The sequence below is a fragment of the Xanthomonas citri pv. mangiferaeindicae genome (genome assembly GCA_002240395.1).
In the GTDB taxonomy this organism is placed as follows: domain Bacteria; phylum Pseudomonadota; class Gammaproteobacteria; order Xanthomonadales; family Xanthomonadaceae; genus Luteimonas; species Luteimonas citri_A.
On the sequence record CP016836.1, the window covers coordinates 2,244,031 to 2,266,846 of the forward strand.

The following is a 22,816-nucleotide window of genomic DNA, read 5'->3' on the forward strand; positions in this document are numbered from 1 at the left end:
GGGCGGCTCACCGGCCGGCGCGCGGCCTATGTGCGCGACCTGACCGACGAAGGCGTGGTGCGCACGCCGCTGCGCATCGGCATCACGCTGGGCCTGCATGCGCCCGACGAAAGCCTGTGGACCAACGGCATCAAGCAGAACGCGCTGTACCTGGCCAAGCTGCTGCTGGGCAGCCCACACGGCCACCAGGTGCTGCTGGTCAATGTCACCGACGTGCCGATCACCGATCGGCTGCCGTGGGATTTGAAGCAGTTTCCGACCGTGTCGTTCGAGGCCTGCCGCGATCAGCTGGACGTGCTGATCGAGCTCGGCGGACAGATCGACGCCGCGCAGACCCAGCATCTCAAGGCGCGCGGCACGCGCCTGGTGAGCTACTGCTGCGGCTTCGAGTACATCCACAACGCCCAGGCGATCCTGTTCGGGCGCCGACTGTGGGACACGATCTTCGTCAACACCCGCTACGACGCGGTGTGGGTGATCCCACAGGTGGCCGAGAGCACGCTGCATTTCCTGCAGACGCTGCGCCGGGTGCCGGCCACGATCGTGCCGTTCGTCTGGGATCCGATGTTCCTGGAGCAGCGCACGCTCGCGTTGCCGCACGCCGGGCAGTACCGCCCCGCCAGCGCCCCCAAGCGGCTGACGGTGATGGAGCCCAATCACGACATCACCAAGTTTTGTCTCTATCCGGTGCTGATCGCCGAAGAGGCCTGGCGGCGCGTGCCCGAGGCCATCGGCCATCTGCACGTGACCAATGCGGCGCGCATCGCGGTGGAGAGCCCGGAGTTCATCGGGTTGATGGCCCAGCTCGACATCGTGCGTGCGGGCAAGGCGAGTTTTGTCGGGCGGTTCGAGACGCCCAACTTCCTGGCCGCGCATACCGACGTGGTGATCTCGCACCAGTGGGCGAACCCGCTCAACTACTTTTACTTCGATGTGTGCTGGCAGGGCTATGCGCTGGTGCACAACGCCTCGCTGTGTGCGGGCCTGGGCTACTACTACCCCGGCAATGACGTGCAGGCCGGCGCACGGCAGCTGATCGAAGCGCTGACCCGGCACGACCTGCAGTGGGACAGCTATCGCACCACGCAGCGCGAGCGCATCGCGCCCTACCTGAGCACTGATCGCGCACTCATCAGCGCCTACGACGCGCTGCTCGCAAACCTGTGCAGCACGGAGGCGCGGCCATGAGTCGGCGCTCGCTGTCGTACGTCTGCGCGCTTGCGGGCGACTGGGCCACCGGCAACCCCGTGTCACGCGCCGGCTGCGCGGCCACGCCACCGAATTCCTGTTTCACCCGTCCCATGGCCGTGTTGGCCGCAATGACCACCCCTGAGGAAGTATCTAAATGAATCGCATCTACGCACTCCGCTGGAACGCATCCATCCGTCGTTGGGTCGTGACCAGCGAACTGGCCAAGCGCACGCGCCCAGCCACTGGTGCGTCCGCAGGAAGCGGTCGCACGATTGGCGCCGCCGTACTTTCGATGGGCCTGCTCGGCGCAGGTCTGCCCGCGGCCTATGCCGCTGACTACACCGTGGCCAATGAGGCAGAACTGCGCAACGCGTTGGACGAGGCTGCGGCCGATGGCGACGCGGAGTCGACGATCACGTTGACCGCGAACATCGCGATGGCCGATGTCACACCGCTGCCAGCAATGCCCAAGCCGGTGGTGCTCAACACCGGCACGTTCGTGCTCTCCGAGCTACCGACCACAGGCAATATCCCGGGCCGCACGTTGACGGTGGGCAGTGGATCGCTGTTCGTCATCGGCAGCATCACCGGTGGCAACGCGGCGACGGTAACCACCAACAGTCCCGCCGGCGGTGCGGGCATCACCGTGCCAACCGGTTCGGTGCTCGAGAACAGGGGAGCCATCACAGGTGGCCGGGGAGGTGGGCGGAATTTCGCTGAGTCGCCTGCTATTTCCGGTACTGGTGGGGCTGGCGCCGCGATCACTGGAGGCAGCTTCGTCAACACTGCGTCCGGCGTCCTGACCGGTGGTGCAGGCGGTCAGTTGAATATGCAGAACAGTGCGAACAGTCAGTTGTACGTCACAGCAGGTGGGGCAGGCGGTGCCGGCATCGTCGTCAGCGGCGGTGGCAGCCTGAACAATGCCGGCCTCATTGTTGGTGGCGTCGGCGCCAGCCCCAGCAATCGGGCTAACGCCCAGGTGGCCTTCGGTGGCAATGGCGGCACCGGTGCGCGCCTGACGGCGGGTTCCCACGTCAATAGCGGCACCATCCGCGGCGGTCAAGGGGCAGTGGGCTACAACTACGGGTCATCCGGTCACGGCGTTGCTGGCATTGGCGTTGAGCTCTTGGGCGGTGCATCGCTGGTCAACACCAGCAGCGGGTCGATCGTTGGCGAGAATGGGCGCGCTGGAGGGGGTGGCAACACCGGCACCGGGCGGCCTGGCGCTGCCGGTGTCACGGTCACCGATTCCCGATTCGAGAATCTGGGCACTGTCGAGGGCGGACGTACAGGAATAAGCAGTGGTAGCGGAATTGGCGGCTCCGGTATCAGCGGTTCCAATGCCTATGTGATCAACGACGGCATCTTGCTCGGCGGCCTGGACATCAATGGGACGAGCCGGGGTATCGGACTGGCTTTTCTCGGCGGCACCAATACGTTGGAACTGCGTTCGAATAGCGCAATTACCGGCAATGTGGGTGCGTTCGGCGCCAATGACACGCTGGCACTTGGCGGTTCGGTCAATGCCAGTTTCAATGCCGCTGAGATCGGCCCTTCGGCGAAGTATCGTCGTTTCGGCAAATTCTCGAAGATCGGCACCAGTACCTGGACGCTGACCGGCACGAACACAACGACCACGCCGTGGACGTTGACCCAGGGTGTGCTGGCGGTCTCGGCCGACGGTGCGCTGGGTGCAACCGCCGGCGCACTGACCTTCAATGGCGGCACGCTGCGTGTGGACGGCACCGCGTTCAGTACGACCACCCGCGCGATGCAGGTGACGTCTGCGGGCGGTGCGTTCGATATCGCCGACGCCGCCAACACCCTCACGCTCGGACAGGTGCTTGCAGGCGATGGCGCGATCGCCAAGCGCGGTGCCGGCACGCTGGTCTACGCGGGCAATAACACCTATACGGGTGGCACGGCCATCGAAGCCGGCACGCTGCAGCTCGGCAACGGCGGCACGGCCGGTGCGGTTGCCGGCAACATCGTCAACAACGCGGCGCTGGTGGTGAATCGCAGCAATGCGGCGACGCTGGCCGGCACGATCTCCGGCAGCGGTACCGTCACCCAGTCGGGTGCCGGCACCACGACGCTGACTGGCACCAACAGCTACACCGGTGCGACCAACGTCACCGCCGGTACGCTGTTGGTCAATGGCGATCAGCGCTTGGCGACCGGTGCAACCAGCGTTGCCAGTGGCGCGACGATCGGCGGTGCGGGCACGCTGGGCGGCGATGTCGCCGTGGCCAGCGGCGCGACCCTCGCCCCAGGTGCGACCGCGGGTGCACCGGGCACGCTGACCATCGCTGGTGATCTCTCGCTGGCCGATGGTGCGGTGCTGAACTACCAGTTCGGCCAGGCCGGCACGGTCGGTGGTCCGCTCAATGACCTGACGGCAGTCGAGGGCGACCTGGTGCTCGACGGCACCTTGAACGCGACCGCTTCACCGGGTGGCACCTTCGGGGGCGGTCTGTACCGGGTCATCAGTTACAACGGTGCGCTGACCGACAACGGCCTGGCACTGGGCACCGGGCTCGACCCGGCGACGTTCAACGTGCAGACCTCGGTCGCCAAGCAGGTCAACCTGATCAATACCGCTGGGCTGAGCCTGAACTTCTGGGACGGCGATGCCGGTGGCCGCAACGACGGCTTCATCGATGGCGGCAACGGCACCTGGCAGGCCCGCACGGCCGGCGGGGACGACAACTGGACCGACGCCGATGGGTCGATCAATGCCACGTACTCCGATGGTGCCTTCGCGGTCTTCGCGGGTACCGGCGGCACCGTCGATGTGGACAACGACGCCGGTGCAGTGACCGCGAGCGGGATGCAGTTCGCGACCAATGGCTATGTGGTGCAGGGCGATGCGCTGACGCTGGTCGAGGACGGTACCAACGGCGCGACGCTGCGCGTCGGTGACGGCACGACGGCAGGCGCTGGTTACACCGCGACCATCGATGCCGTGCTGCAGGGCGACACCGAGGTGACCAAGACCGACGCCGGTACGCTGGTGCTGGGCGCGGACAACACCTATGTCGGCGGCACCACGATCGAAGGCGGCACGTTGCAGCTCGGTCACGGCGGTACGACCGGTAGCGTGCTGGGCAACATCGCCAACGATGGCGCACTGGTCATCAACCGCAGCAATGCCGCCACGCTGGCCGGCACGATCTCGGGCACCGGCGAGGTCACGCAGGCCGGCACCGGCACGACGACGTTCACCGCCAACAACACCTATACCGGCGGCACGACGATCTCGGCCGGCACGCTGCAGCTGGGTAACGGCGGCACGACCGGTGGTCTGGTCGGTGATGTGGTCAACAACGGCGCGCTGATTGTGAATCGCAGCAACGCCGTTGCGATGGCGGGCACGATCTCCGGCAGCGGCAAGGTGACCCAGGCGGGCACCGGGACCACGACGTTGACCGCCGACAACACCTACACCGGCGGTACGACGATCTCCGGCGGCACGCTGCAGCTGGGCAACGGCGGCACCACCGGTGGCGTGGTTGGCAACATCGTCAACAATGGCGCGCTGGTGATCGACCGCAGCAACGCGGTGGCGATGGCCGGTGTGATCTCCGGCAGTGGCACCGTGACCCAGGACGGCACGGGGACCACGACGTTATCTGGCGCCAACACCTACACCGGTGCGACCACTGTTGCCAGCGGTACGTTGCTGGTCAACGGCAGCCAGCGCGGTGCGACCGGTGCCACCAGCGTCGCGACCGGCGCGACGATCGGCGGCTCTGGCGTCATCGGTGGTGATGTCGCCGTGGCCAGTGGGGCGACGCTGGCGCCGGGTGCTACAGCCGGTGCGCCGGGCACGCTGACCATTGCCGGCGACCTGTCGCTGGCCGACGGCAGCCTCCTGGATTACCAGTTCGGCCAGGCCGGTGTCGTGGGCGGTCCGCTCAACGACCTGACCCTGGTCGAGGGCGACTTGGTGCTGGACGGCACCTTGAACGTCACCCAGTCGGCCGGCGGTGCGTTTGGCGGCGGTCTGTACCGCGTGATCGGCTACAACGGCAGCCTGACCAACAACGGCCTGGCCCTTGGTGCCGATCTCGACCCGGCGACGTTCAACGTGCAGACCTCGGTTGCGAACCAGGTCAACCTGGTCAACACCGCCGGGCTGAGCCTGAACTTCTGGGACGGTGAGGCCGGCGGCCGCAACGACGGCATGATCACCGGTGGTGACGGCACCTGGCAGGCACGCGCGCAGGACAGCAACGACAACTGGACCGATGCGGATGGCGCAATCAACGCCGCGTACTCCGATGGCGCGTTCGCGATCTTCGCCGGCAAGGGCGGTACCGTCGATGTGGACAACAGCCTCGGTGCAGTGACCGCCAGCGGCCTGCAGTTCGCAGCCGATGGTTACGTGGTCCAAGGCGATGCGATCACGCTGATCGACGAGGCCGCGGACGGCACCGTGATTCGCGTGGGTGACGGTACGACCGCGGGTGCAGGATTCACGGCCACCATCGATTCGGTGCTGGAAGGCGATACTGGCCTGGTCAAGACCGACGCCGGCACTTTGGTGCTCGGTGGTGCCAACACCTATACCGGTGGCACGACCGTCACCGGTGGTGCAGTGGCGATCTCCAATGATGCCAACCTCGGTGCGGCCACGGGTGGGGTGACCCTCGACGGCGGTACGCTGCGAGCGCTGGCGGATCTGGACAGCGATCGTGCGATCGCCGCTCAGGCGGGCGGTGCCACGCTCGATACGCAGGCCCACGCGGTGACGCTGGGTGGTGCGATCGATGGCCCCGGTGCACTGACCAAGGCCGGCACCGGCACGCTGACGCTGACCGCCGACAACGGCTATGCCGGCGGCACGACGATCTCGGCGGGCACGCTGCAGCTGGGCAATGGCGGCACGACCGGTCATATCGTCGGCGACATCGTCAACAACGGCACGCTGGCAATCGACCGCAGTGACGCCGTGACGCTGGCCGGTGCGATGTCCGGCACCGGCCATCTCACCCAGATGGGCGCGGGCACCACGGTGCTGACGGGCGCCAACACCCACACCGGCGGCACGACGATTGCAGCGGGGACGCTGCAGGTCGGCGACGGCGGCACCACGGGCAGCCTGGCCGGTGACATCGTCAACAACGCGGACCTGGTGATGAACCGCTCGGACGAGACGATGCTGACCGGGGTGATCTCCGGCACTGGCCATCTGACTCAGGCGGGCACCGGCACCACCGTATTGGTCGGCGACAACACCTACACCGGTGGGACGACAATTTCCGCGGGTACGTTGCAGGTCGGCAATGGGGGCGATACCGGCAGCCTGATCGGCAATGTCGACAATGGCGGGACGCTGGCCTTCGATCGTGCGGGCACGACCCGTTTCGACGGCACCATCACCGGCGCGGGTCGTGTGGTGCAGACCGGTCCGGGTGCGGTGCTGTTCGGCAATGCCAACATCTATGCCGGCGTGACCGAGGTGGCCAGCGGTTCACTGCAGGCGGGCATGGCCAATGCCTTCAGTGCCAACTCGCGGCATGACGTGGTCAAGGGCGGCATGCTGGATCTGGCCGGCTACGACCAGACCGTCGGTGGTCTGCGCAACAGCGGCATCGTGTCGCTGATGGGGGCCACCCCGGGCACGACGCTGACCGTGCGTGGCGATTACGTCGGCGATGGCGGCGTGCTGCGCATGAGCACGACGCTGGAGGATTCGTCCAGCCCGACCGACCGCCTGGTGATCGACGGCGGCGCGGTCAGCGGTCGTACGCTGATCGAGTTGACCAATCGTCAAGGCCTCGGCGCACAGACGACCGGCGACGGCATCGAGCTGGTCCGTGCGATCAACGGCGCAACGACCACCGCGCAGACGACAAAGGATGGCTTCGCCCTCGTCGGCGAGTACGTCGACGCCGGTGCCTACGAGTACCGCCTGCACGCGGCTGATGCTGCGGGTCTGGGCGAGAACTGGTACCTGCGCTCGACCAATCGCGGTGAGGTGCCGTTGTTTGCCTCGCTCAGCGGTCAGCTGCGCACATCGTCGGCCGGCATGCTCGGCAACCTGCATCAGCGCATGGGCGACGCGACGATGGGCAGCGGCTCGGAGTCGGCGGGGTATCGCCAGTCCTGGGGCCGTCTGGTCAGCATCGATCGCAGCCTCAAGCAAGGCGGCGATGCGACGCCGAGCAGCCGCGGTCGCCAGAACGGCCTGCAGATCGGCTCCGATGTGTGGGCCGGCGGCAACTGGCACGTGGGTGCGTACTTCGGCACGTTGGCCGGCGAAATGCAGGTCGAGGGTTCCGCCCGTGGCAGCAGCAATCTCGCTGTCGGCCGCACCGATCTCGACAGCAAGTTCGTGGGTCTGTACGGGACGTACGAGGGCGAGAACGGTTTCTACGTCGACACGGTGCTGCAGGGCGGACGCCTGCGCTACAAGCTCGTGCCCACGGCCAGCGACATGGTGTCGGGCAAGGGCGACAGCCGGACGGTGTCGGTGGAAATCGGCCAGGCGTTCCCGATCGGGCGCGACTGGCAGATCGAGCCGCAGCTGCAGCTGATGCACCAGCGCCTGAGCAACGACGACGTGCAGATCGCCAACGCCCTGGTCCAGCAGGACACGGCCGACAGCCTGACCGCGCGCGTGGGCGTGCGGCTGAAGGGCGAGTTCGAGACCGGCGCCGGGCTGCTGCAGCCGTACACGCGAGTGAACTACTACCGCACGCGTTCCGATCAGGACGTGTCGCGCTTCATCGGCCCGTCGGCGACGGCGGACATCGTGACCCCGACCGGCGGCCGCAGCAGCGAGGCGGCCATGGGCATGACCTTGTCGGTCAACAGGGAAGTGAGCCTGTTCGGCGAGGTCAGCAAGCTGTGGGCGCATGGCGACCAGAGCCGCAGCCGCAGCGATGACCTGTCGGCAAGTGTGGGCGTGAAGGTGGGTTGGTGAGGCACCGCGGGCACGGCGGATTGGCCGCCGTGCCCGCATCGCGCCCGATGCACTAGACCCAGACATCGGGCTTGTCAGGCACGCGCGGCGGTCGCCGCGCGTGCCTCCATCGTCTGTCGTGGATGCGGCCATCGCTGGCCGCAGGTAAGGAGGCTGGTCCATGTCGTGTGCGGTCGATCCCCGCGCTGCGGGGCGAATGCAGGATGTCTGGCTGTTGGTCACCCTGCGCAATTACGGTCAACTCAACGCCACCTTCGGCCCGGCGGCCGGCTATGGCGCGGATGGCATCGCGCCCAGCGTGCTGCGCGCATTGAGTTGGATCTGCGCCCTGCAGGGCGCGTTCATCGAATGGGTCGGACCGGACCGGCTGATTGTCCGGCTCGATTTCTCGGGTCCCGAGCTCAGCGAACAGGAAAAGCGTCAGCTGGTCGAGGACTGGCTGGTCCTGCTCAACCGCCGTTACGTGCTCGAGGACGACACCGAGGTCATGCCGGCGGTGTCGGTGCGATTGATCGAGGAGGTCTCCAATCTCGGCCCAGGCGCCGAAGGCGAGGCCGTGCTATTGCAGGACCTGACCTGGCAGGCGGACTACCGGCGCGACATCGCGCTGGCGGTCGCACTGCACGACCAGTTGGACAAGGGCAATATCGAGGTCGCCAGATCGACTATCGTGCCCGGCGACGATCCCGACTGCGTCATCTATCACGAGCTGGTGCTGCAGCTATCTGCAGCATCGCCCTTTCCGGCGAGTGACCTGCCGTTGTGGCTCTCGGCGCTGCAGCGGCTGGGCATGACGCGTCTGCTCGATCACACGCTGTTGCACACGGCGCTCGATCAGCTTGTCGCCGATCCCGAGCTCACGCTTGCCTGCAGCATCTCGCTGCAGAGCGCGGCCTGCGACCTGTGGTGGAGCTCGCTGTTCGAGCGCTTGCAGGCCGACCCGCAACTCGCAACCCGGCTGGTGGTGCAGATCGCAATGCCCGTGCCGGTGCTCGACACCGCGCCAGCGGAGGCGTTCTGCCAGCGCCTGCGCGATGCCGGGTGCTCGATCGCGTTCGATGGCTTCGGCAGCGGCCGCTGTAATCTGGATTTTCTGCTTGCGGTCAAACCCGCGATCGTCTGCATCGGCGAGCACCATGCCTATCTCGATGCGCGCAAGGAAAGCCCGGACATCTGGAGCGACGAAGTCATCGATGCGCTGCAGGCGCTGTGCCGGGCCGCGATTCCGCACGTGGTGATCATCGAGCGGCGCGAAGCCACCAAGGCGGCGATGCATGCCGTGGACGGCAACTGGTCGCTCTATCGCGGACGCGCGGGCCAGCACCGCGCCAACGGACAACTGCGTTCCCGAGACCGCGCCCTGCAACGCGTTGCGTGCTGATTCCAGCCCGTCGCTCCAGCGGCTGACCCACCTCCCCCTTTCTCTCCCTCTCCCCCCGTTCCTCGGTGCTGTTCACCCCACGGCTGCAACGCCCATCTTTAAGGACATACCTCATGAACCGCATCTACGCACTTTGCTGGAACGCGTCCATTTCCCGTTGGGTCGTCACGAGTGAACTGGCCAGGCGCAGCCGTCCGGCCGCCGGCACGTCCGCAACGCGGCGCCGCACGATTGGGACCACCGTATTGTCGATGGGCATGCTCTGGGCCGGGCTGCCGGCGGCCTATGCCGCCGACTACACCGTGGCCAATGAGGTGGAACTGCGCAATGCGCTGGAGGAGGCTGCGGCCGACGGCGACGCGGAGTCGACGATCACGTTGACCGCGAACATCGTGATGAGCGATGTCACGCCGTTGCCGGCAACGCCCAAACCGGTGGTGCTCGACACCGGCACATTCCTGATCTCCCACCCGGCGACGACAGGCAATACAACGGGCCGCACGTTGACGGTGGGCAGCGGGCCGCTGGTCATCGCCGGCCGCGTTGCCGGCGGCAATACCGCGACGACCGGCAGCAGCGCGAGGGGCGGCGCCGGCGTCACCGCGTCCGGCGCGTCCCTCAAGAACCGCGGCAACGTCGCCGGTGGGCGGGGTGGCGGTCAGGTCGCGGGCCAGACGGGTGTCACCGCAGGGCCTGGCGGTGCCGGCTACGCGTTGACGCAAAGCGACTTCGTCAACACAGCCTCGGGCGTGGTGACCGGCGGCGCTGGTGGCTCGGTGAACATTCAGTTCATCGATCTGACGAATTCCGGCGCAGTCGGCGGTGCAGGCGGCGCCGGCCTCGCCTTAACTGCGGGCCGGATGGACAACGCCGGGACGCTCATGGGCGGCCAGGGTGGAGGCTTCACCAACTACACCGCGGATGCCGACAACCAGTTCGGCGGTGCGGGTGGTGTCGGCGCTGCGCTGACCGGCGGCACGCATCGCAATCGCGGCCTCATCCAGGGTGGGCTGGCCGGCGTCGGGGCGAACATCGGCAGCGGCGGCACCGGCATCGCCGGTGTAGGTGCGGATCTGGCAGGTGACGCCGTTCTGGTGAACGAGGCGGCGGGCCGGATCGTCGGTGCCGATGGCTACGTGAGCACGACCCCGACGGTGGCAGGCGGTGGCGGCATCGGCGTGCGCTTGACCGGGTCCCGGTTCGAGAACCTGGGCACGGTGACCGGCGGAAACACCGGGGCGCGAACCGGAACCGCCAACGGCGGCGTTGCGATCAGCGGTTCCAATGCATACGTGGTCAACGACGGCGCGGTGATCGCGGGCCTGGATGCGAACGCCACGACCCGCAGCAATGCGCTGGCGTTCCTGGGCGGCACCAATACGCTGGAGCTGCGTTCGAACAGTGCGATCACCGGCAACGTACGCGCATTCGGTGCCAGCGACACCCTGGCGCTCGGCGGGTCGGTCAATGCCAGCTTCGATGCCGCCGAGATCGGGCCTAGCGCGAAGTACATCCGCTTCGGTCGATTCGAAAAGATCGGCACCAGCACCTGGACGCTGACCGGCACTAATACGACGACGACACCGTGGACGTTGACCCAGGGTGTGCTGGCGGCCTCCGTCGATGGCGCACTCGGCGCAACCGCGGGCGCGCTGACCTTCAACGGCGGCACGCTGCGGGTGGACGGTGCCGCGTTCAACACCACCACTCGTGCGATGCAGGTCACCGCTGCCGGCGGTGCGTTCGACATCGCCGATGCGGCCAATACCTTTACGGTGAGCCAAGCACTGACAGGTGACGGTGCCATCGCCAAGCGCGGTGCCGGCACGCTGGTCTACACTGGCAGCAACACCTATGCCGGTGGCACGACCATCGAGGCCGGCACGCTGCAACTGGGCGACGGCGGCACAGCGGGTGCGGTCGCCGGCAACATCGTCAACAACGCCGCACTGGTGGTAAATCGCAGTAACGCCGTGGCGCTTGGCGGGGTGATCTCCGGCAGCGGTACCGTGACGCAGTCGGGCTCGGGTATCACCACTCTTGCCGGTGCCAACAGCTACACCGGCGCGACCAACGTCACCGCCGGCACGCTGCTGGTCAATGGCGACCAGCGCCTGGCGACCGGTGCGACCAGTGTCGCCAGCGGCGCAACGATCGGCGGTGCCGGCACGCTGGGCGGCGATGTCGCCGTTACCAGCGGCGCAACACTCGCGCCGGGTGTGGCCGCGGGTGCGCCCGGCACACTGACCATTGCCGGCGATCTGTCGCTGGCCGATGGCGCGGTGCTGGACTACCAGTTCGGCCAGGCCGGCACGGTCGGTGGTCCGCTCAACGATCTGGCCATCGTGGAAGGCGACCTGACGTTAAATGGCACCTTGAACGCGACCGCCTCGCCAGGCGGCACCTTCGGTGGCGGCCTGTATCGCGTCATCAGCTACAACGGCAACCTCACCAACAATGGGCTGACACTGGGCACCGGGCTCGACCCGGCGACGTTCAACGTGCAGACCTCGGTGGCCAGGCAGGTCAACCTGGTCAATACCGCTGGGCTGAGTCTGAACTTCTGGGACGGCAAGGCAGGTGGTCGCAACGATGGTTTCATCGATGGCGGCGACGGCTCCTGGCAGGCGCGTACCGCTGGCGGCGACGACAACTGGACCGACGCCGATGGCGCGATCAACGCGACCTATTCGGATGGCGCCTTTGCGATTTTTGCAGGCACCGCCGGCACAGTGAACGTGAATAACGATGCTGGCGCGGTGACTGCGGGCGGCCTGCAGTTCGCGACCAATGGCTATGTGGTGCAGGGCGATGCGCTGACGCTGGTCGAGGAGGTGCCGGAGAGCGCAATGATCCGTGCGCTGGGCGGAGCGACAGTTCGCGTCGGCGATGGTACGGCGGCCGGTGTCGACTACACCGCGACGATCAATGCGGTGCTGCAAGGCGATGCGGCGGTGACAAAGACCGATGCCGGCACCCTGGTGCTGGGTGCCGACAATACGTACGCAGGTGGGACGACGATCGAGGACGGCACTCTGCAGTTGGGCAATGGCGGCGCCACGGGCAGTGTGCTCGGCGACATCGCCAACGAAGGCACGTTGGTGCTCGACCGCAGCAATGCCGTTGTGATGGCGAACACCATCTCCGGCACCGGTGAGGTCACCCAGGCCGGAACCGGCGCGACGACGTTCACCGCCAACAACACCTACACCGGTGGCACGACGATCTCGGCCGGTACGCTGCAGTTGGGTAACGGCGGCACGACCGGCGGCTTGGTCGGTGATGTGGTCAACAACGGCGCCTTGGTGATCGACCGCAGCAACGCCGTTGCGATGGGGGGCACGATTTCGGGCAGCGGCAAGGTGACCCAGGCGGGCACCGGCACCACGACGCTGACCGCCGACAACACCTACACCGGCGGTACCACGATCTCCGGCGGCACGCTGCAGCTGGGCAATGGCGGTGCGACCGGTGGCGTCGTCGGCAACATCGCCAACGACGGTGCGCTGGTGATCGACCGCAGCAATGCGGTGGCGATGAACGGCGTGATTTCCGGGGCGGGCACGGTGACCCAGGATGGGACCGGGACCACCACGTTGTCTGGTGCCAACACCTACACCGGCGCGACCACTGTTGCCAGCGGCACGTTGCTGGTCAACGGCAACCAGCGCGGTGCGACCGGTGCGACCAGCGTCGCCAGCGGCGCGACGATCGGCGGTTCTGGCGTGATTGGCGGTGATGTCGCGGTGGCCAGTGGCGCGACCCTGGCGCCGGGCGCCACGGCCGGAGCGCCGGGCACGCTGACCATTGCCGGCGACCTGTCGCTGGCCGATGGCAGCCTCCTGGATTACCAGTTCGGCCAGGCCGGTGTCGTGGGCGGTCCGCTCAACGACCTGACCCTGGTCGAGGGCGACTTGGTGCTGGACGGCACCTTGAACGTCACCCAGTCGGCCGGCGGTGCGTTTGGCGGCGGTCTGTACCGCGTGATCGGCTACAACGGCAGCCTGACCAACAACGGCCTGGCCCTTGGTGCCGATCTCGACCCGGCGACGTTCAACGTGCAGACCTCGGTTGCGAACCAGGTCAACCTGGTCAACACCGCCGGGCTGAGTCTGAACTTCTGGGACGGTGAGGCCGGCGGCCGCAACGACGGCATGATCACCGGTGGTGACGGCACCTGGCAGGCACGCGCGCAGGACAGCAACGACAACTGGACGGACGCCGACGGTGCGATCAACGCCGCGTACTCCGATGGCGCGTTCGCGATCTTCGCCGGCAAGGGCGGTACCGTCGATGTGGACAACAGCCTCGGTGCAGTGACCGCCAGCGGCCTGCAGTTCGCAGCCGATGGTTACGTGGTCCAAGGCGATGCGATCACGCTGGTTGACGATGCGGCGGACGGCACCGTGATTCGCGTGGGTGACGGTACGACCGCGGGTGCAGGATTCACGGCCACCATCGATTCGGTGCTGCAGGGCGACACCGGCCTGGTCAAGACCGATGCCGGCACGCTGCTGCTCGGGGGTGCCAATACCTACACCGGTGGCACGACGGTGACCGGCGGTGCAGTGGCAATCTCCGAGGACGCCAACCTCGGTGCGGCCACCGCGGGGGTGACCCTTGACGGCGGCACGCTGCGAGCGCTGGCGGATCTGGACAGCGATCGTGCGATCGCCGCTCAAGCCGGCGGCGCGACAGTCGACACGCAGGCCCACGCGGTGACGCTGGGTGGTGCGATCGATGGCGCGGGGGCACTGACCAAGGCCGGCACCGGCACGCTGACGCTGACCGCCGACAACGGCTACGCCGGCGGCACGACGATCTCGGCCGGCACGCTGCAGCTCGGTGACGGCGGGACCAGCGGTCATATCGTCGGCGACATCGTCAACAACGGCACGCTGGCGGTGAATCGTTCCGATGCGGTGACGCTGGCCGGTGCGATGTCGGGCACGGGTCACCTGACTCAGGCCGGTACCGGCACCACAGTGCTGACCGGTGCCAACACCCACACCGGTGGCACGACGATTGCAGCGGGGACGCTGCAGGTCGGCGACGGCGGCACCACGGGCAGCCTGGCGGGCGACATCGTCAACAACGCGGACCTGGTGATGAACCGCTCCGACGAGACGATGCTGACCGGTGTGATTTCCGGTACCGGGCATCTGACCCAGGCGGGGACCGGTACCACCGTGTTGGTCGGCGACAACACCTACACCGGTGGCACGACGATTTCCGCGGGTAAATTGCAGGTCGGCAATGGCGGTGATACCGGCAGCCTGATCGGCAATGTCGAGAATGCGGGCACGCTGGCTTTTGATCGTGCAGGCACGACCTGCTTCGACGGCACCATCACCGGTGCAGGCCGCGTGGTGCAGACTGGTCCGGGTGCGGTGCTGTTCGGCAATGCCAACACCTACGCCGGTGTGACCGAGGTGGCCTCGGGTTCGCTGCAGGCCGCCATGGCGAATGCCTTCAGTGCCAACTCGCGGCATGACGTGGTCAAGGGCGGCACGCTGGACCTGGCTGGTTACGACCAGACCGTCGGCGGCCTGCGCAACAGTGGCATCGTGTCGCTGATGGGCGCGACCCCGGGCACCACGCTGACGGTGCGTGGCGACTACGTCGGCGACGGCGGCACGCTGCGGATGAGCACGACGCTGGAGGATTCGTCCAGCCCGACCGACCGCCTGGTGATCGATGGCGGTGCCGTGAGCGGCCGCACGCTGATCGAACTGACCAACCGCCAAGGCCTCGGTGCACAAACCACGGGTGATGGCATCGAACTGGTGCGCGCGATCAATGGCGCCACGACCACAGCACAGACGACCAAGGACGGCTTTGCGCTGGTCGGTGAGTACGTCGACGCCGGTGCCTATGAGTACCGCCTGCACGCGGCCGATGCTGCGGGTCTGGGCGAGAACTGGTACCTGCGCTCGACCAACCGTGGCGAAGTGCCGCTGTTCGCCTCGCTCAGCGGTCAGCTGCGTGAATCGTCGGCTGGCATGCTCGGCAACCTGCACCAGCGCATGGGCGACGCGACGATGGGCAGCGGCTCGGAGTCGGCCGGGTATCGGCAGTCGTGGGGGCGTCTGGTCAGCGTCGATCGCAGCCTGAAGCAAGGCGGCGATGCAACGCCGAGCAGCCGCGGTCGCCAGAACGGTCTGCAGATCGGCTCGGACGTGTGGGCCGGTGGCAACTGGCACGTGGGTGCGTACTTCGGCACCTTGGCCGGCGAAATGCAGGTCGAAGGCTCGGCCCGCGGCAGCAGCAATCTCGCCGTCGGCCGTACCGATCTCGACAGCAAGTTCGTCGGTCTGTACGGAACGTACGAGGGCGAGAACGGTTTCTACGTCGACACGGTGCTGCAGGGCGGCCGCCTGCGCTACAAGCTCGTGCCCACGGCCAGCGACATGGTGTCGGGCAAGGGCGACAGCCGGACGGTGTCGGTGGAAGTCGGTCAGGCGTTCCCGATCGGACGTGACTGGCAACTCGAGCCGCAGCTGCAGCTGATGCACCAGCGTCTGAGCAATGACGACGTGCAGATCGCGAACGCCCTGGTCCAGCAGGACACAGCCAACAGCCTGACCGCACGCGTGGGCGTGCGGCTTAAGGGCGAGTTCGAGACCGGCGCCGGGCTGCTACAGCCCTACACCCGGGTGAACTACTACCGCACGCGCTCGGACGAGGACGTGTCGCGCTTCATCGGCCCGTCGGCGACGGCGGACATCGTGACCCCGACCGGCGGCCGCAGCAGCGAGGCGGCCATGGGCATGACCTTGTCGGTCAACAGGGAAGTGAGCCTGTTCGGCGAGGTCAGCAAGCTGTGGGCGCATGGCGATGAGAGTCGGGCGCGCAGCGACGACCTGTCTGCCAACGTCGGCGTGAAGATGGGTTGGTAACACCGACACGTCATCCCTGCCGCGCGCCGGTGACGGTCGCGCGGCAGGGCGATGACGGATGTCCCGAATGCCTTGCTTTGACTGGATTCAAGGCCGATCGATGCCTCCGCATCGACAGGACCTGCAAGACCCACGTCGCCATAGAGCGACGCCCCTATAAAACTCAGGACTTTGTCGCATGAATCGTATCTACGCACTCCGCTGGAATGCCTCCATCCGCCGCTGGGTTGTGACCAGCGAACTGGCACGACGCCATCGCTCCGCGACCGGCACATCTGCCGCAGGCGGTCGCAAGCTCGGTACCGCATTGTTGTCGGTCAGCCTGTTTGCGACGGGCATCCCCTTCGCGTATGCCCAGGATGGCGCGCCCGGCGGGACGTTCAACAGCGCGAACACAATGAACAATGCCGGGGCCCTCATCGGGGGCGAGCCCGGAACGGCTGCCAACACCGGTGGCTGGGGCGCGCTGATTTCAGGCGGGGACGACCACCGCAACAGCGGCACGATCGTGGGTGGGGGCAGCGGTGCGGTCAATGGCAACGCCGGCAGCGGTGTTTTTCTCTCCGAAAACGATGCGCGCCTGGAAAACACAGCCACGGGGCGGATCTCTGGCGCCAATGGCGGCTCAGGTCGCAGCGGCGGGCACGGCATCGTCCTCACTGCAACCGATACCATGACGCTGCCGGCTAGAGTCAGAAATTCCGGCACAATCACAGGTGGCAACAGCGGGGGTGCGGGTCAACCTGGTGGCAATGCGATACGCGGTACCAATGCTGCCGTGAGCAACACCGGCGTTATCACCGGTGGCCAGAATGCCGACGGTAGCCGCGCCAATGCGATTGTGTTCACGGGCGGAGTAAATTCGCTCACATTGAATCCCGGCGGCGTCATCAATGGCAACGTCACGGCATTCAGCCGTGAGGACACACTTTATCTTGCCGGGACTGGCACGGCCGGCACATTGAATGCCGCCGAGATCGGCGATACGGCAAAGTATCGGGGCTTCGGGAATTTCTTCGTCCTGACGAGTAACTGGACGCTGACCGGCACCACAACTGCGGTGACACCTTGGGACGTGCTCGTTAGCTCGCTGACGGTGGACAGCGATGGCGCCCTCGGCGCGAGTTCCGGCACCCTCACGCTGATGCGGGGCACGTTGCGTGTGACGGGCGATACGTTCAACAGTACCGCCAGGCGCATCGAGCTTGGGGCTGGCCTCGGGGGCGGGGCTTTCGACATCGTCAGCCCGACGAACACATTCACGATCTCTCAGGTGCTGACCGGGAGCGACACAGAAATCGTCGAAAAGCGCGGCGCCGGCACGCTGGTCTATACAGGCAACAACACCTACACCGGCGGCACGACGATCTCTGGCGGCACGCTACGGCTGGGCAATGGCGGCACCACCGGTGGCGTCGTCGGCAACATCGTCAACAACGCGGCCTTGGTGATCGACCGGTCCAATGCCTACACGCTCGGCGGTGGGATGTCGGGCACCGGCAGTCTGACCCAGGCCGGTACCGGCGTCACGACGGTGACCACAGCCCAGACCTACACCGGTGGCACGACGATCTCCGGCGGTACGCTGCAGTTGGGCAATGGCGGCACCGCCGGCAGTGTGGTCGGCAACATCGTCAACAACGCGGCCCTCATCGTTGATCGCAGCAATGCGTTCGACCTCACCGGCACGATCTCGGGCACTGGCAAGGTGACCCAAGCGGGCACCGGCACGACGACGCTCATCGCCGATAACACCTACACCGGTGGTACGACGATCTCCGGCGGCGCGCTGCAACTCGGCAATGGCGGCACCACGGGTGGGGTCGTCGGCGACATCGCCAACGATGGTGCGCTGGTGCTCGACCGCAGCAACGCGGTTGCGATGGCGGGCGTCATCTCCGGCACGGGGAGCGTGACGCAGGCGGGGGCGGGCACGACCACACTGACCGGCGCCAATCGCTACACCGGTGCCACCAACGTCGCTGCCGGCTCGCTGTTGGTCAATGGCGATCAGCGCTTAGCTACCGGCGCCACCCGCGTCGCCGGCGGCGCAGCGCTCGGCGGTGCGGGCGTCATCGGTGGCGATGTCGCAGTGGCCAGCGGCGCCACGCTCGCACCGGGTGCCCCGGCCAGTGCGCCCGGCACGCTGACGATTGCCGGCGATCTGTCGCTGGCCGATGGCGCGGTGCTCGATTATCAGTTCGGCCAGGCCGGAACGGTCGGCGGCCCCCTCAACGATCTGACCGTGGTCGAAGGCGACCTGGTGCTCGATGGCAGGCTCGATGTGACGGCCTCGCCGGGCGGCGTGTTCGGCGCCGGGCTCTATCGCGTCATCAGTTATGGCGGTGCACTGACCGACAACGGGCTCGCCCTCGGCACCATGTTGAATTCGGCGCAGCTCAGCGTGCAGACCTCGATCGCAAACCAGGTCAATCTGGTCAATGCGGCCGGGCTGACGGCGAACTTCTGGGACGGCAATGCCGGCGGTCGCAACGACGGGGCGGTCAGCGGCGGCGATGGGACCTGGCAGGCACGTACAGGCAATGACAACTGGACGGATGCCGACGGTACGCTCAATGCCCCGCACGACAGCGGCGCGTTCGCGATCTTTGCCGGTGCGGCGGGGACGGTTGAGGTCGACAACAGCCAGGGCGATGTGGTCGCCGGTGGGATGCAGTTCGCGACCGACGGCTATCGGGTGCAGGGCGATGCGCTGACGCTGGTCGACGAGGCCGAAGGCGGCGTCACGATCCGCGTGGGCGACGGCACGACGGCGGGCGCGGGGTACAGCGCGACGGTCGATGCGGTGCTGCAAGGTGACGTCGGTGTGGTCAAGACCGACGCCGGCACGTTAGTGCTGGGTGGCGCCAACACCTATGCCGGTGGCACGACGATCGCCGGTGGCACCGTGGCGATCTCCAACGACGGCAACCTCGGTGCAGCAACCGGCGGGGTGACCCTCGACGGCGGCACACTGCGGGCCCTGGCGGACTTGGAGAGCGATCGCGCGATCGCCGCTCAGGCTGGCGGTGCGACGCTCGATACGCAGACCCACTCGGTGACGCTGGGCGGTGCAATCGATGGTCCGGGTGCACTCACCAAAACCGGTGCGGGCACGCTGACGTTGACTGCCGACAACGGCTACACCGGCGGCACGACGATCTCGGCCGGGACGCTGCAACTCGGAGATGGCGGCACGACCGGTCACATTGTTGGCGACATCGTCAACAACGGCACGCTGGCCATCGACCGCAGTGACGCCGTGACGCTGGCCGGTGCCATGTCTGGCACCGGCCATCTCACCCAGATGGGCGCGGGCACCACAGTGCTGACGGGTGCCAATACCCACACCGGCGGCACGACGATCTCGGCGGGCACCGTGCAGGTCGGCGACGGAGGCACCAGCGGCAGTCTGGCGGGCGACATCGTCAACAACGCCGCGCTGGTGATCGATCGCGCCGATGCCGTCACATTGGCCGGCGCGATCTCCGGCACGGGGCATCTGACCCAGGCGGGTACCGGCACCACGGTACTGACCGGCGACAACACCTACACCGGCGGGACAACGATCTCGGCCGGCACCCTGCAGCTCGGCGATGGCGGGACCATCGGCAGCCTGGTTGGCAACGTCGCCAACGCCGGGACCTTGGTGTTCGACCGATCCGATGCGGTGCGTTTCGATGGTGTGGTGTCCGGCACCGGCAGCGTGCGCCAGGATGGCGCCGGCCGGGTGACCTTCGGCGGCGGCAACGCCTATACGGGCGTGACCGAGGTCGCCTCGGGTTTGCTACAGGCGGCGATGGCGAATGCCTTCAGTGCCAATTCGCGACATGAGGTCGCGAGCGGCAGCACGCTGGATCTGGCCGGCTACGACCAGACGGTGGCTGGCCTGCACAATGCCGGCACCGTGTCGCTGATGGGGGCGACGCCGGGCACGACATTGACGGTGCGCGGCGACTATGTTGGCGATGGCGGTGTGCTGCGGATGAGCGCGGCGCTGGGCGATTCGTCCAGCCCGACCGACCGGCTGGTGATCGATGGCGGTGTGGTCAGTGGTCGCACCGCGATCGAGTTGACCAATCGCGAGGGGTTGGGCGCACAGACGACTGGCGACGGCATCGAACTGGTGCGCGCGATCAATGGTGCCACGACCACCGCACAGACCACCAAGGACGGCTTTGCACTGGTCGGAGAGTATGTCGAGGCAGGTGCGTTCGAGTACCGGCTGCATGCAGCCGACGCCGCGGGTCTTGGCGAAAACTGGTACCTGCGCTCGACCAACCGAGGCGAAACGCCGCTGTTCGCTTCGTTGAATGCGCAACTGCGTGAGTCGGCGTCCGGCATGCTCGGCAACCTGCACCAGCGCTTGGGCGACGCCACGATGGGCAGCGGCTCGGAGTCGGCGGGGTATCGCCAGTCCTGGGGCCGTCTGGTCAGCATCGATCGCAGCCTCAAGCAGGGCGGCGATGCGACGCCGAGCAGCCGCGGTCGCCAGAACGGTCTGCAGATCGGCTCGGACGTGTGGGCCGGCGGTAACTGGCACGTCGGTGCGTACTTCGGCACGTTGGCCGGCGAAATGCAGGTCGAGGGTTCCGCCCGCGGCAGTACGAATCTGCCGGTCGGTCGCACCGATCTGGACCAACGCTTCGCTGGCCTGTACGCGACCTTCCAAGGCGAGAACGGTTTCTACGTCGACACCGTGCTGCAGGGTGGGCGCACGCGTTACAAGCTCATCCCCACGCTGGGCGACATGGTGGCCGGCGATGGCGACAGCCGGACGGTGTCGGTCGAAGTTGGTCGGGCATTCCCGATCGGGCGCGATTGGCAGATCGAGCCGCAGCTGCAGCTGCTGCACCAGCGTTTGAGCAACGACGACGTGCAGATCGCCAACGCCTTGGTCCAGCAGGAGACGGCCAACAGCCTGACGGCCCGCGCGGGCATGCGCCTGAAAGGCGCGTTCGAGACCGGCGCGGGGCTGCTACAGCCCTATACGCGGGTGAACTACTACCGCACGCGCTCGGACGAGGACGTGTCGCGCTTCATCGGCCCGTCGGCAACGGCGGACATCGTGACCCCGACCGGCGGCCGCAGCAGCGAGCTGGCGATGGGCGGCACGTTGTCGGTGAACCGCGAGGTCAGCCTGTTCGGCGAGGTCAACAAGCTGTGGGCGCATGGCGATCAGAGCCGGGCGCGCAGCGACGACCTGTCTGCCAACGTCGGCGTGAAAGTGGGCTGGTAGTTCCCGTGTTCTTCCGAACGTGTCGGCGTTCGATCCGGGGCGTCGACACGCTCGATTCCACCCGCCGTCAGGCGGTTCATTTCCCTGAAAGAGGTGCGCTCCACATGAACTTCAAACCCCTGGTCGCGGAATTCATCGGTACTTTCTGGCTGGTCCTGGGCGGCTGCGGCGCTGCGGTGTTGGCGGCGTCGTCGCCTGGTGCGGGGATCGGCACCCTTGGTGTGTCGTTCGCGTTTGGCTTGAGCGTCGTAACCATGGCCTATGCCCTGGGCTCGATCTCGGGCGGTCACTTCAACCCTGCGATCACGTTGTCGTGCTGGGTGGCCAAGCGCATCACCGCAGGCCGTGTGGTGCCTTACGTCATCGCGCAAACGGCCGGCTCGATCTGCGCGGCGGCGGTGCTGTACTACGTCGCCAGCGGCAGCCCGGTCTTCGACCTCAGCCAGGGCTTCGCGACTAATGGCTACGGGGCGCATTCGCCCGCCGGCTATCCTCTGGAAGCGGCCATCGTCATCGAGTTCGTGCTGACAATGCTGTTCACCGTGGTGGTACTGGGCGTGACCGCCAAGCCGGTGACCGCGCCGTTCGCGCCACTGGCGATCGGTCTGGCGCTGACCCTGATCCACCTGGTGAGCATTCCGGTCACCAACACTTCGGTCAACCCGGCGCGCAGCACGGGCGTGGCGTTGTTCGCGGCGGGCCCGGCGTTGCAGCAACTGTGGGTGTTCTGGCTGGTGCCGCTGGTGGCCGGCGCGGCGGGGGGTGTGTTGCATCGCCTGGTGCTGGCGCCGCGTCGCGAGCTCTGAGTAAGCGGCGAACCCGTAAAGCGCACGGGCCGCGGATCGATCCGCGGCCCGTGCTTTTATAGTAGTTCGCGCTTCGGCGCGGGTCAGTGCGGGCGCGGTCGAGCGGATGCGTGCGTTCCCAGCGGCGGGTGTGCCGACAGCGGCCAGCCCGGGATGGCGGAATTATCGTCGTGCATGGCGTTCACGCCGTAGGCTGCCCGCGGCTCGCGCACGCGAATGCGCGTGGTCGGCGGCACGATCATCTGATCTTCCACGGTATCCATCAGCTTTCGGAGTGCGTCAGCGCCGCTCATGATGGCCTGGCCGAGTGTAGGCGGTGTGGCATCAGCCAAGGCGTTGTCCTCGCTCGAGGCGAGACATCGCCATGCG

General features: G+C 67.1%; 7 protein-coding genes. 6 read left to right on the top strand and 1 reads right to left on the bottom strand.

Going from position 1 to position 22,816, the window contains the following annotated elements; genetic code table 11:
* Positions 1–54 precede the first annotated feature (54 nt).
* The 6 genes from BEN78_09670 to BEN78_09695 all read left to right on the top strand — a co-directional run bounded on the left by BEN78_09670 (position 55) and on the right by BEN78_09695 (position 22,447).
* Positions 55–1,188, top strand: a complete 1,134-nt coding sequence (locus BEN78_09670; protein ID ASR45054.1) for a hypothetical protein — start codon at positions 55–57, stop codon at positions 1,186–1,188.
* A 295-nt stretch (positions 1,189–1,483) separates the two neighbouring features.
* On the top strand, positions 1,484–8,122 hold the full coding sequence (locus tag BEN78_09675) for a hypothetical protein (protein ID ASR43601.1): 6,639 nt from the start codon (positions 1,484–1,486) through the stop codon (positions 8,120–8,122).
* A gap of 196 nt (positions 8,123–8,318) precedes the next feature.
* Entirely contained in the window at positions 8,319–9,503 is a 1,185-nt protein-coding gene (locus tag BEN78_09680) for a hypothetical protein (GenBank protein ID ASR43602.1), read from the top strand.
* Between the two features lie 251 nt (positions 9,504–9,754).
* Positions 9,755–16,402 carry a hypothetical protein gene (locus tag BEN78_09685; protein ASR43603.1) on the top strand — a complete coding sequence of 2,216 codons (6,648 nt, stop codon included), beginning with the start codon at positions 9,755–9,757 and terminating at the stop codon, positions 16,400–16,402.
* Positions 16,403–16,580: 178 nt separating this feature from the next.
* Positions 16,581–21,641 carry a hypothetical protein gene (locus BEN78_09690; protein ID ASR43604.1) on the top strand — a complete coding sequence of 1,687 codons (5,061 nt, stop codon included), beginning with the start codon at positions 16,581–16,583 and terminating at the stop codon, positions 21,639–21,641.
* 104 nt (positions 21,642–21,745) lie between these two features.
* Complete coding sequence (locus BEN78_09695; GenBank protein ASR43605.1) at positions 21,746–22,447, top strand: aquaporin Z; 702 nt, start codon at positions 21,746–21,748, stop codon at positions 22,445–22,447.
* A gap of 83 nt (positions 22,448–22,530) precedes the next feature.
* On the opposite strand, the gene BEN78_09700 is transcribed toward BEN78_09695, so the two are convergent.
* Entirely contained in the window at positions 22,531–22,710 is a 180-nt protein-coding gene (locus tag BEN78_09700; GenBank protein ID ASR43606.1) for a hypothetical protein, read from the bottom strand.
* Positions 22,711–22,816: the final 106 nt, after the last annotated feature.